We start from the raw sequence: 13,203 nt of genomic DNA, 5'->3' as shown, positions 1-13,203 counted from the left end.
TATTAAAGTTGATATATTAATTTGCAGGTGAATTATTTACAGGTATAGATAATGTTTCCGGAGTTTTTAGTTGGATATTACTCCAGTCTTTCCATGTAGGAGATACAATATATTGTGGCTCCTGCATTTTACCCAATAGAGCTGTAGCTTTCTTCACTTCGGCATTTGTTCTTTCAAATAGTTCCTGCATAGTGATATCGCCCTTTGCATCTTTAATTGTCTTTAACAGGTAGTAAGTGTAATATCCCTGTTTCTTGTCATGATATACACTGGATGTCTGGTCACCGCTACTTGAAGAGAAACTGATTGTATTTCCCTGTGGCATTCCTAATTTAGGAACGACACGAACACCCTTTTGTGCTATCAGAGGAGCAGCACTCTTGTAACCACCGCTGAAACATGCGTCAAGGAATACATACGCACCTTTTACAGGATATGTAGCCAGTCTTTGATACAGGTCGGCAAGAGAAATACCAAGGTGTATGTTCTTACCGGTGATATCTACTGGCAGGAGATATGCCTGTTTTGTCGCTTCATCATTGTTTCCGTGTCCGGAGTAGTAGAAGAATAGTTCAGCCTCTGGGTCTGTACTTGCCATGTTGAGCAACCAGTCGAGCTGTTCATGCATCATACCGGCAGTGGCATTTGGTATTACCTTAATTTGTCCTGTCGGGATACCAAATGTTCTTACACAGTATTCTCTGAATATCATGGCATCATTTACAGCGTATGGTACATTGATTTCAGCATTTGCTCCTGTCATACTGTAGTCTTCATTACCGATAATCAAGGCATATCTGTGATTGTTTACAGCTCCTTCTGGAATGTCTTCAAGAAGTTCGCTCTTGAACGACAGTTGGAAATCCTGTACATTTACTTTTCTGTTGGCAATCTTACCGTTTATCTTTATAGAGTTTGCAGCTGTAAGATATTCTCCGACTTTAACTTTATATGCTTCGTTGATATGTGACGATTGGGTTTCTTCTACAGCAGTCAGCATTACGGCTACAGAGTCTTCTGCGAATCTTTTGTTTACAATAAATCCATAATCCAATGTAGCCACATCTCCAGGAGCTATACTGTCTATTATCATTTCAGGTGAATCTGTAGTATATACATTCTTTGGAAGTCTGAAGTTTACTTTTACATTCTTAGCAGTCTTCGTACCGAAGTTTTGTAAAGCAATAGTCAGTTTACCGTTGGAACCTAGAGTGATTGAAGAACCGTTAGAAGCAAAGAACTGATGGTCGGCAATTTTAAGTCTTGGCATGGCATATTCCTGAGCGTTTACAATCAGTTCCGAAGGATCTGCGTCGAATCCGTTGGCCTCGAAAGCATAGATGTTGATTTTTGTAAGAACAGTTGGCATTTCTTTCTTTACAAGATATCTGAAAGTGTATTCTTTCGACTTTCCGGCTTCTATGTTTCCACCGTCAATTTCTCTCGGACCTTCAAAATATTGGTCATATCCCTGTTGCTCTGAAAGTCTTAACCTAATACTATAAGCATCGCCTTTACCTTTATTTTCTATGGTAAATTTAACAGCAAAGCTTTCACCTGCATCAATAACCCTATTGTTATTTCCATCGATGAAACTGTCCACTCTGATTACAAGCTGTGCCGGATCTAAAGGAACAGGTGTTGAAGTTGTATTGTCTGCTACGTTTTCAACTTTCTTTAATGCTTCATTATAAGCCATCAATCTTGGTTCAAATGTAGTAAACGAAGCACCGTCGGCTATTATTTTATTTAGTACTTCATATTCACTCTTCATATCCATATATTGATATACTCCGGCAAGTCCTTGCATATACATCTTTGATTCAGGTTTCTGTTTCAAAATCTGCAGGAACAGTTTCTGGGCTTCAAGCAGGTATGTAGCTGCCTTTTGTCTTACCAGTGCATATTCCGTGTCGCTGGCTATAGTTGCTCCGTCGTTTACTATTTTTGTTGCAACATTAAAGTTGGCACGTGCCAGTCCTGTCAGTAATTCGAAATTGTTAGGAGCAAGTGCATATAGTCTTTTATATATGTCAAGGGCTTCTATGTTGTTTCCCTGTTTTTCCAATATTCTGGCTTTAATAGGCAGAACCTGTAAGTTGTTTGGATCTATAGTAAGAATTCTGTCAATAGCATTCAGTAGTTTAGGCATATTGTTTGTGGCAATATGTACATTGACAAGATTGTATAGGAAATCAAGTGAAACAGGGTACTTTTGAATTGCTTTTTCCAGTATCTTTTCCTGTTCTGCATAGTTTTTCTGATTCATATAAATCATGTTCAGATAAACGTAACAGTCTTTTTCCTGTGTCTGGTCTCCAGTCTCAAGATATAGATTGAAATACTTTTTTGCTATTTCCAGTTTTTGCAGATTATAAGCCGAAACGGCTGCAAAATATACTATTGAATTGTATCTGTCATCCTTTGGAAGCATCTCGCTTCTGAAAATTGGCATGTATCTTACATCGATATAAGCCGAAGCAAAGTCAAAAGCTTTTGATGTTTCCTTCTGCTCATAATAATACAGTGCGGCATTCAAAAGGAACGGATACATTGAGCGCAATCTGTTTTTTGTACCGTTAATATAGCTTGAATTATTGTCTGTTCTTGTAAGTTCGGCAAAGTCTCTGTATGATTCCCATAAATAAGCATACATGCTGTTCATGTTGTTGCCTTTGTCCTTTTCACTTTCAAAAAGAACATATTGCTGATTTGCTTTCTTGTATAAGCTGCCTGCATCTTGGGCAAATGTACATATCGAACAAGATACCAGCAGTAAGAATGAAAAAATTAATTTAACCATAATATAAAGAAATTAAAATAGAAGGACTGTAATGAATATTATCAGCCCTTCTTTAGTATGTCATGTGATATTAATCAATAATTATTTTTTAGCGTTAGGGAAAGCATCCACAATAAGGAACTCGATATTTATACGTCTGAATTCACCACCTCTTTCTTTTGCTACTTCAACGTGATATTCAAATTCGTTTTTCGTAGTTTTCAGTGTGTTGACATTGTTCTTTATATAGTCCATAACTCCGGCAGCTCTAAGAAGCGCCAACTGTTCGTTTCTTGTAATTCCGCTTTCTTTTGTCACTGTTATGTTATCAAGATTACCGTCTTTGTAGTATGGCTCATCGACGAATTCACCATATTGTCCTTTATATGCAATCTTGCTTCGTATTGGGCTTGCATCTGCAGAACCGGTAATTATGATTTTAACCTGTTTTCCTTCACCCAGATAGTTTGCAAATTCGCCTTCAAAGGCGTTCTTGATAATCTTCATCAATGACATTGCCGCATTTGAGTTTTGTATGTCATATCCACCTGACGGGAAGTCTTCTTTTGCGGAGAACTCCTTATTTATAACCTCATACTGGTAGCCGACCTTGTAGTTCAGAATTTTTTCTCCGTTGGCATTAACATCAGGTACGACTTCTGTCTTGACATTAATCTGTGTATTATCTGTAATCAGTTCATCCTGCTTGTTTTCAGCTACAACATTCTCTTTGATTGCTTCCAGTTTGGCTTCTTCCTGGCTGGCTTGTTGTATGATTTCCAGAGGAACGAAATTACTGTCATCTTGTATAGCAGACATTTTTTGTCTTCCAAGATTATCATAAATATAAACTTTGTTAGTAGTTTCGTTTTTAACTTCCACGTATGCCAGTTCGAATTCATCATTCTCATTCAGGTAGTAAACTGCATTTTCAAATTTCAGGTCTTTACTGTCTTTGAATGAGTCCAGATCTTCCATAGGCACCTCAAGTGCGATAGACGACATAGTGTTGAACCCTACGTTAAGCATTCCGTTTGTTGTGTCATAATTACCTATGAACGGATTTTCCAAAGAGATTCTGTCGCCGGCAAGTTTTGTTGCAGCCTCATTTTCAAATAAAATCTGTTGCTTGAGGCGTGTTTCGTCGTTCACACGGATAGCATATTCTTCCATTGTTTCGCCTTGCATCATCTTCATCCATTCATTCATTTTGGCATCAACTTCGCTGTTTACCAATTTTCCATAGAATGGATTTAGTCCGTTAGCATCCCAGAAAGATATGGATTTCTTTCTTCCTGAAATCATGAAAACGTCTTTGCTCTGATTATCCATAAAGAATTTCAGTCTTGAAATTCCTTTGTCGGCTTCATCAATTTCTTGCTCTATTTTGTTGTTCTTCAGGTTGATAACAATCACTTTGCTATCGTCTTTTACTACTGCTATATACTTGCCGTCCGGGTGAAAATATGGATTTCTCAATGTTCCTCCAATACTGTCGAAAGTGTGACACACTGTCCATGTCTTGGTGTCGAATATTTCCAGCCCTTTTTCTTTTGTGGTAACAGCAAATTGAGATGCGTCTTTATTAAAGCAACTACCTGTTAAAGTAGCGCCTGTCTTTATGTTTTTTCTAAGTTCTTTAGTATTGAAATTCCAAATGTTTATTTCATTTCCATGGCTTGAAGCAATGAAATAATTATTCGAACTCATCTCAAGAGATGTTGCTGGTGAACTTGTCTTTATATATGCCTGAGGCAGGTATTCTTTAGTATCGTAAATGATAATTTCATTAGCAGATGTACCTTCGATGAAATGTCTTGCGTTGTCCGAATAGCACATACTTGTTGTTTCAGCCTTTTTATATTCTTTTCTCTTCTCTTTTAGAGTAAACAGTTTTCTGTCTTTTTTATAGAAAGAGAAAATCATTATATCTTTACCTGGTCTTGAAACAGCTATGGAACTTCCGGTTGGATTGAATACCATGTTGTTCAGTTTAGTGTATGTGGTGATAGGATTGTCTCTCAATGCAAGCAATTCACCGTTTGACAGGTATGCAATACAATAAGTTGTATTATCAAACATTTTTATTTCATACTGTGACGGAAATTCCTTCTTGTAATTAATCTGGGCACTTGCTACATTTATACCTAAAGTAGCAGTAAGCATACAGGCAAATAGGCTTTTGCCTTTAAAAGTTAAATCGATTTTCATACTATATTCTTATTTTATCTTTAATATTTTATTACGGTTGGTTTTAAATTCTTAAGATTAGGCGGACACCATCCGACTGGCACATAACTGTTACATGTCGGTTCACAGTAAGTGTATTCGCAATCGTCGATTACCAATGTTTCTCCTTCAACTTTTTCGTTGAATTTCACAGCCGAAGCAAGATGGCCCGGATAGTATAATAGTACTGTTTCCAGTCCAAGTAAATCTCTCACCAGTGTGGTAAACAGTGCTGATCTGTCTTCACAGTCGCTGAAAGGATAGAATAATGTCTCTTCAGGGAAAAATGGTCTGTCTTGTCCCCATACAAGGTCGTCCAGCTGATATTCGAAAGCTGTTTGTACGAATCCTATCAATACATTTGCTGCTTCAACTTCGTTCTTTCCGCTTATTTTTTCTTTAAGTATAGGATATAATTGTTCTTTAGTCTCTTCACTTAATGGTGTGGAAGCATATACTATCCATTTTGTCATTTCATCATTATTCGAATGAGATTGAGGATAAGAGAAATAGAAGTTCATCAGGTTGGTATTGAATTTTAAGTCAACACTGATAGAATCTTTTGTTTTTGATTTTATCAGGTGTGATTCTGATATTGCTACGTCGAACTTCTGTTCTTTTTTGATATCCAGATTCATTGATGTTTCTCCGGGAAAATCCTTTGCGAATATGAATAATCCGTTTTCCTCAAAATCCAGTGGATAGAACATCTCATTTTGTATATTGAAGTAACGTTTGCCATAAATAGTATTGTCGCTTGCTATCATTATGTATAGTCTGTTTGATTTAGACCTTCCTATTCTTGTCTTGTATCCCGATTGGTTGAACAGGAATGTCTGTAACACTACGGCTTCATTTGATTCAGCGCCATAATACTGACTGCTTAATTCTTTTAAAATATTAAGATAGGCCCAATCACACAGGTTGTGTTTTATTCTCAATGTCAGACAGTCTCTTATCAGATTGTTGAATGCATTGCCTGACAGATAGTTCCACATGTCGGCTACATCATTTTCTCCAGCACCTTTAAGTTTGTATTTCGACATTTCCTTGAATCTTACTTTCATGTCTGTACCGTATGCGGTAAACTTGAAATAAGTTTCGTCTTGTGTGACTTCCCTGATTGGACATATCGGTTTAGGTTGTTCTTTTCCTTTTTCCCCTTTTATTTTTATAATATTCTTATAATTTAAAATCTCCTTTTTCTGATTTTTAAGTTCGTTTTGATCCGGAGCCTCAGGAGCAGGCATAGGCTTAATATCCTTTTCTTTATCCTTTATTGACTCTTCCGGATTAAACCAGGCCCATCTGTTTCTCATGAATTCAGAATATTTCTTGTTTATTTCATTTCTGAATTCTATGTATTCTTCTACTTTCTGTTGTTTGAATTGTTTGTATATTTCATCCGGACTTTGGTTTTGTGATTTTACAGGTGAAAGATACAAGCAACATAATCCTAATACTAATATAAGAACGGGCTTTTTCATATCTAAATCTAATGTTAAGGTCTGATTTCCATGTGTAATATCTTTACACTCATTTTAGGATCGAGCTTTTTACAGTTGGACAGCCATTCTTTGAATTTCATATAATCAAGCTGTCTTGGCATATATTTCCCTCCTACGTTGTCTACAGCTTTTACGAAAGGTGTAGGCGAGAAAATTACATATATCTGGTTATGCTCTACTGTTCCTGAGCAAGCCAATGAATACTGATCTACCAGATTAATCTCTTCTTTTGCCATTTCCGGCGAGAAGAATACGTACTGCTGACCGTGTATTACCTTTTGTTGTCCGTCGCTGTCATTCTGATAAGGTAAAAGACAAAATGCTGTTGGTGTTTCATCAATAAGATATGCTGCTACATATCCGTCCACTGGTGCCTGGAAAAGAAGGTACATATAGTCGTTGTCATGAAATTCCTTGCTTATGAATCTTTCGCTTGTACCGTTTCTTAGAATCATAGCCTTGAAATCAATGGATGAATTCTTTATTTCTCTGGCTCTACCACACACGCTACATTTCACTACGAGCATATTCTGTTCGTATGTTATTTCATATTGTGGTTCTCCATCGTTTTCAAGCCATTCTCCCTTGACTTCACTTCCACTAAGAGAGAAGAAACGGTTGTCGGTTTTACCATTTTCGTTTGTTATGACTGTTGAGTTGGTCTGACTGACTATTGTTCCGAATTCATCGGCCAAGGCTTGCAGCTTTGCTCTGTCCAAAGCTATGTTTTTGGCTTGTTCAAGTGATTGGTTTGAAGGAACGTAATATATATATTCACCGCATACCTTTTTTGTCTTTTGGGCAAAAAAAGTACACGGTATAAATATCAATATAAATATTGAAAGGAACTTTCTCATTATGAATTACCAGTTAAGCAGTTTGTCAAGATCTTTACTCATTTCATCACCTTCGCTTTCAAGAGATTTTCTTACGGCATTTTTTGCAACCTGCTTAGCCATTGCACTATTGTATGCTATTCTTATAAGTACCTCTTTATTCTTGTTTTCTAAAGTACGGTAAACCTCCATTACTGTAATAGTTCTTCCTATGCTTTGAGAAATGAGGTTCTTGCTTGACATGATACTTTTTGTAACAGTTGCAGCATCTTCTGCTGACAATTGTGAGTTAGCAACCTGATTCTCTACAAGAGCGGTAATTTCAGTCTGAACCTGTGCTGCAAGATTTTGTTTGGCGAGTTCCAATGCCTGCATTTTCGCACCGTCATAGTTTTCACCTGTACTTATAGCTTCTCCCATGAGGTATTTCTGATATCCGTTTTCATCATACTCATATTGCATCAAGTATGATTTGTCGAGTTGTTTGTCAAGTGGAAGTGCTCCCGGAGCAATCTGCCAACCTTGTTTTTTTAGTCTTTTAGCTTCACTTCTTGCATCCTTTGATGCTCTTTCACTTAATGCTTTTTTTGATAATTTTGCAATTTCCTTTCTTTCTTCCATAATTTCTTTAGCACTTTTTTCTTGTGCAAATGCGAAATTTAATGAAAGAAACATAAGGCTGATTAGACAAAAGAATACATTTTTTTTCATAATGGTAGTTTTTAAATGTGTAAAATTCATTTCAATAAATTGTTTTCGATGCAAAAATAATAAAACATGTCAAAAGAATTTTGTATAAACGTAAAAATATATGTATGTAAATGTCTGATACCTTTATGTTTTTGTTTCAAAAAGTATAATTAGTTATTTTTGTGATTTTTTTTTGATATGGTTGAGTAAATAGTTGGTAAATATAAAGGTGAATACGTATTAAAAAACTACTTTTGTATCCGTAATTTATCCAGATATAATGAACATAGAAATAAGAAAAGCCGTTACTGCTGATATTGACAGGCTGATGCAGATATTTTCCATAGCCAGAGAGTTTATGAAATCTTCCGGAAATCCTAATCAGTGGATAAACGGTTATCCGCAAGAGGAATTTATCTGTAAGGAAATAGCAGACGGACATTGTTTCGTCTGTGTAAATAAGGAAAACGGAAATATTGTTGCCACGTTCTGTCTTATTAAAGGTCCCGATCCTACATACTCCTACATAGAAGATGGTGATTGGCCTGACAATGAACCGTATTATGTCATACATCGTCTGGCATCGGACGGTAGTGTCAAGGGTATAGCATCAATGTGTATAGAGTGGAGCTCTTTAATATCCCCATGTCTGCGTGTTGATACTCATCATGACAATAAGGTAATGCAGCATCTTCTTGAGAAGAATGGTTTTGTGAGATGCGGAATAATTTATGTTGCAAACGGAACACCGCGGATAGCATATCAGAGGAACACCAATAATAAATAACGGTTTATGAAGAAAAACAAGTTTCAGATAGAGGTGCCGGGAGGAGCGGACAAGGTTCTGCTTCACACCTGTTGTGCTCCATGTTCGTCAGCAATAATAGAATGTCTGATGCAGCATGGAGTGCGTCCTACCATATATTATTGCAATCCCAACATTTATCCTCTTGAGGAGTATAATATCCGCAAGGATGAGTGTACCAGATATGCCAAGTCGTTGGGACTCGATATCATAGATGCCGATTATGATCATCCGCAGTGGCTGGAATGTATAAAAGGTATGGAGAATGAGCCTGAGAGGGGAGGACGCTGCCTTCGCTGTTTCAAGATGCGCTTGCGTGATACGGCACGTTATGCACATGAGCATGGCTTTACCGTTATAACCACAACTTTGGCTTCATCACGATGGAAAAGCCTTGAACAGATAAACGAGGCCGGACATTATGCTGTAGAGCCTTATCCTGATGTAGTTTGGTGGGAACAGAACTGGCGTAAGGGTGGTTTGAGCGAGCGCCGAATTGCCATAATAAAGGAATATAATTTTTATAATCAGCAGTATTGCGGGTGTGAGTTCAGCATGCGTAAAACAGCTGATGATACGTTATAAAAAAATGAACTGTCATTCGATGTAAAATGACAGCCCGTTTTACATCGAATGACAGCCCGTTTTTTTTGTGTCTGGATCAATAATAATTTATTGCTGTTTTTCCTCTTCTTTTATTTCCTTTTTCTCAATCGGTTTGGAATTTTCCTTGTAAGCAGAGAACCCTTTCACTATTACCCTTTCCTTCTTCGCTCCTTCGTCTTCTTCGGAAATGGCAGATCCTAGTTTGTCTATGTTCTCTTTTATCGCGTTTCTTGTGTCAAAGAAACTGTCAAGTATCAGTTTCAGATGTTCTTCGGGCTCCAGAACACTTTCTGTGAAGAATGTATGGCAGTGCGAGTGAATACCGATTTCTTTGTCGCCTTCATTCTCGGCCATGAAAACCGTAGTGATGAACGAGCTTATGTTCACTGCATTGATGACTTCTTTCAGATATGGCAGAACAGGATTGTCGGCATTAATTGTTCCCCACCACGGATACCATATCATTACAAAAGGTACTTCATCCTGGAACGACAGGTAGAAATCGTCACCCTGATACATGAATCCTATATTACCGTCTTCATTCTTCTCGGGGTTGCATCCCATTTTTTTCAGTGTGGAAACAATAAGTTCCTCTGTAGATATTTTAGGTGTATCGGCAGCAGGAAATCCGTTTTTTAAACTACTTATTATCTTCTTTTCCCTTCTCCATGAAAGGTAAACTATTATCGCCGGCCATAATGCTAATGCAAGGACTGCCACAAGGATTGTAATGTCGGAAATGTTGTTCATAATTTAAGGCTTTAAAACGTTTGTTGTGGTATAAAGATAATAAAAAAGATATAGAATAAAAAGGAAGAATGAAAAAATAACAGCTTTATGATGCGTTATTTTATCTTTATAATGAAAATAAACGGAGATTTTTAGTTAAGTTTGCATCCAGAATATACATATATCATTAATGAAAGAATTTGTAATATCCGAAGCACAGACCGAGAAGGCTGTATTGGTGGGCCTGATAACCCAAAACCAGAACGAAAGAAAGACAAATGAATATCTTGACGAATTGGCATTCCTGGCAGAGACTGCCGGTGCAGAAGTCGTGACACGTTTCACCCAGAAGCTTGATACTCCAAACTCAGTGACATACGTGGGTAAGGGAAAACTTCAGGAGATAAAGGAATATCTTCTGCAGATGAATGAAGACGAGGAAACGGAGATAGGTATGGTGATATTCGATGACGAACTTTCCGCCAAGCAGCTCAGAAACATTGAAAACGAACTGAAGGTGAAGATTCTTGACCGTACTTCGCTTATTCTTGATATATTTGCCATGAGGGCACAGACAGCAAATGCCAAGACTCAGGTAGAGCTGGCACAGTATAAATATATGTTGCCAAGACTGCAACGTCTGTGGACGCACCTTGAACGTCAGGGTGGTGGTTCCGGTGCCGGAGGTGGTAAAGGTTCTGTGGGACTTCGTGGACCTGGTGAAACCCAGCTGGAAATGGACCGCCGTATCATCCTTAACCGTATGGCGTTGCTCAAACAGAGACTTGCAGAAATAGACACTCAGAAATCTACACAGCGAAAGAACCGCGGACGCATGATACGTGTGGCGCTCGTGGGATATACCAACGTAGGAAAATCAACAATAATGAACCTTCTTGCAAAGAGTGAAGTGTTTGCAGAAAACAAACTGTTTGCCACACTTGACACTACTGTGAGAAAAGTTATCATTGAAAATCTTCCTTTCCTGCTTTCCGATACTGTAGGTTTCATACGCAAGTTGCCTACCGACCTGGTAGAGTCATTCAAATCGACTCTTGACGAGGTGCGCGAGGCAGACCTTCTGGTACATGTGGTAGATATCTCACATCCTGATTTTGAAGAACAGATACAGGTTGTGGAGAAAACCATATCAGATATAGGTGCCGGAGGAAAGCAGAGTATGATAGTATTCAACAAGATTGATGCCTACAGCTATGTGGAAAAGGCAGAGGATGACCTGACTCCGAAGACGAAGGAAAACATTACGCTGGAGGAACTGATGAATACATGGATGGCAAAGATGGACGACAACTGTATCTTTATCTCTGCCAAGGACAAGTCGAACCTGGAGGATTTCAAGAATATGCTGTACAAGAAGGTACGCGAACTGCATGTTCAGAAGTATCCTTATAATGACTTCCTCTATCAGACATACGAAAGCGAAGAATAAGACAAAGTAACTAATAACTAGAAACTCAATAACTCAAAAACTTAAAAGAATATGGCAACACCAGAATTTAAGTATCAGCCAATGTTCGAACATGGACATGACAATACAGAGTATTATCTGCTTACTAAGGACTATGTATCAGTAAGCGAGTTTGAAGGTAAACCTATCTTGAAGATTGAAAAAGAAGGTTTGACAGCTATGGCTAATGCGGCTTTCCGCGATGTATCTTTTATGCTTCGCCGTTCGCACAACGAACAGGTTGCAAAAATCCTTACTGACCCGGAAGCCAGCGACAACGATAAATACGTAGCTTTGACATTCCTTCGTAACGCTGAAGTTGCGGCTAAGGGAGTACTTCCTTTCTGCCAGGATACAGGTACTGCTATCATCCATGGTGAAAAAGGTCAGCAGGTATGGACAGGATACTGCGATGAAGAGGCTCTGTCACTTGGTGTTTACAAGACATATACTGAAGAGAACCTGCGCTACTCACAGAACGCTCCTCTTACAATGTACGAAGAAGTAAATACACGTTGCAACCTGCCTGCTCAGATTGACATCGAAGCTACTCAGGGTATGGAATACGAATTCCTCTGCGTGACTAAGGGTGGTGGCTCTGCAAACAAGACTTACCTCTATCAGGAAACTAAGGCTATCCTTAACCCGGCTACTCTTGTTCCTTTCCTTGTAGAAAAGATGAAGACTTTGGGTACAGCAGCTTGTCCTCCATATCACATCGCATTCGTAATCGGTGGTACTTCAGCTGAAAAGAACTTGCTGACAGTGAAACTTGCTTCTACTCGTTTCTACGATAATCTGCCTACTACAGGTAATGAATACGGACGCGCTTTCCGCGACGTGGAACTTGAAAAACAGGTATTGGAAGAAGCTCACCGTATCGGTTTGGGTGCACAGTTCGGTGGTAAATACTATGCACACGATGTACGTATCATCCGTTTGCCACGCCATGGAGCATCTTGCCCTGTAGGTCTTGGCGTTTCTTGCTCGGCTGACCGTAACATCCGTTGTAAAATCAACAAAGACGGTATCTGGATTGAAAAACTTGATTCAAACCCGGGCGAACTGATTCCTGAAGAATTGCGTCAGGCAGGTGAAGGTAACGCTGTTAAGATTGACTTGAACCGTCCTATGCCGGAAATCCTTGCAGAACTTGACAAGTATCCAGTAGCTACTCGTCTTTCTTTGAATGGTACTATCATCGTAGGTCGCGACATCGCACACGCAAAACTGAAAGAACGTCTTGACCGTGGTGAAGACCTTCCACAGTATATCAAAGATCATCCTATCTATTATGCCGGTCCTGCCAAGACTCCGGCAGGTATGGCTTGTGGTTCTATGGGACCTACAACAGCCGGACGTATGGACCCATACGTTGATCTGTTCCAGAGCCATGGAGGCAGCATGATTATGCTTGCTAAAGGTAACCGTAGCCAGGCTGTGACAGACGCTTGTAAGAAACACGGTGGTTTCTATCTTGGTTCTATCGGTGGTCCTGCAGCTATCCTTGCTCAGAACAACATCAAGAGCATCGAGTGTGTGGAATATCC

At 38.7% G+C, this 13,203-nt stretch carries 10 protein-coding genes; 4 read left to right on the top strand and 6 right to left on the bottom strand.

The window, feature by feature from the left end; genetic code table 11:
• Positions 1 to 16: 16 nt before the first annotated feature.
• From Q0486_RS14285 to Q0486_RS14265, 5 genes are all read right to left on the bottom strand, one after another.
• Positions 17 to 2,803 (bottom strand): caspase family protein, encoded by a 2,787-nt coding sequence (locus Q0486_RS14285; protein ID WP_299234783.1) that lies wholly within the window; start codon positions 2,801 to 2,803, stop codon positions 17 to 19.
• An 81-nt stretch (positions 2,804 to 2,884) separates the two neighbouring features.
• Positions 2,885 to 4,948, bottom strand: a complete 2,064-nt coding sequence (locus Q0486_RS14280) for a WD40 repeat domain-containing protein (protein WP_299234899.1) — start codon at positions 4,946 to 4,948, stop codon at positions 2,885 to 2,887.
• 65 nt (positions 4,949 to 5,013) lie between these two features.
• Positions 5,014 to 6,498 (bottom strand): hypothetical protein, encoded by a 1,485-nt coding sequence (locus Q0486_RS14275; protein ID WP_299234779.1) that lies wholly within the window; start codon positions 6,496 to 6,498, stop codon positions 5,014 to 5,016.
• 14 nt (positions 6,499 to 6,512) lie between these two features.
• The gene (locus tag Q0486_RS14270; protein WP_299234776.1) at positions 6,513 to 7,376 is read right to left on the bottom strand and encodes a DUF4384 domain-containing protein; all 864 of its coding nucleotides are present in this window, start codon (positions 7,374 to 7,376) and stop codon (positions 6,513 to 6,515) included.
• A gap of 6 nt (positions 7,377 to 7,382) precedes the next feature.
• The gene (locus Q0486_RS14265) at positions 7,383 to 8,066 is read right to left on the bottom strand and encodes a hypothetical protein (RefSeq protein WP_299234773.1); all 684 of its coding nucleotides are present in this window, start codon (positions 8,064 to 8,066) and stop codon (positions 7,383 to 7,385) included.
• Positions 8,067 to 8,325: 259 nt separating this feature from the next.
• Between Q0486_RS14265 and Q0486_RS14260 the strand changes: the two genes are divergently transcribed.
• Both Q0486_RS14260 and Q0486_RS14255 read left to right on the top strand, forming a co-directional pair.
• Positions 8,326 to 8,832, top strand: a complete 507-nt coding sequence (locus Q0486_RS14260; protein ID WP_299234770.1) for a GNAT family N-acetyltransferase — start codon at positions 8,326 to 8,328, stop codon at positions 8,830 to 8,832.
• 6 nt (positions 8,833 to 8,838) lie between these two features.
• A complete protein-coding gene (locus Q0486_RS14255) occupies positions 8,839 to 9,435 on the top strand; it encodes an epoxyqueuosine reductase QueH (protein WP_299234768.1) in 597 nt (198 codons plus the stop codon).
• Positions 9,436 to 9,522: 87 nt separating this feature from the next.
• On the opposite strand, the gene Q0486_RS14250 is transcribed toward Q0486_RS14255, so the two are convergent.
• Positions 9,523 to 10,197 carry a hypothetical protein gene (locus Q0486_RS14250; RefSeq protein ID WP_299234896.1) on the bottom strand — a complete coding sequence of 225 codons (675 nt, stop codon included), beginning with the start codon at positions 10,195 to 10,197 and terminating at the stop codon, positions 9,523 to 9,525.
• A 178-nt stretch (positions 10,198 to 10,375) separates the two neighbouring features.
• On the opposite strand from Q0486_RS14250, the gene hflX reads away from it, so the two are divergent.
• Both hflX and Q0486_RS14240 read left to right on the top strand, forming a co-directional pair.
• Positions 10,376 to 11,635, top strand: coding sequence for a GTPase HflX (gene hflX, locus Q0486_RS14245; protein WP_299234767.1), 1,260 nt, complete (start codon positions 10,376 to 10,378; stop codon positions 11,633 to 11,635).
• Positions 11,636 to 11,686: 51 nt separating this feature from the next.
• Positions 11,687 to 13,203: fumarate hydratase (locus Q0486_RS14240; RefSeq protein ID WP_299234765.1), on the top strand; the 1,517-nt coding region annotated here is incomplete at its 3' end.

It is taken from the genome of uncultured Bacteroides sp. (genome assembly GCF_937912035.1).
Classification (GTDB): domain Bacteria; phylum Bacteroidota; class Bacteroidia; order Bacteroidales; family Bacteroidaceae; genus Phocaeicola.
The sequence above is the reverse complement of the archived record's forward strand: the minus strand, read 5'-3'. Positions and strand labels throughout refer to the sequence as shown.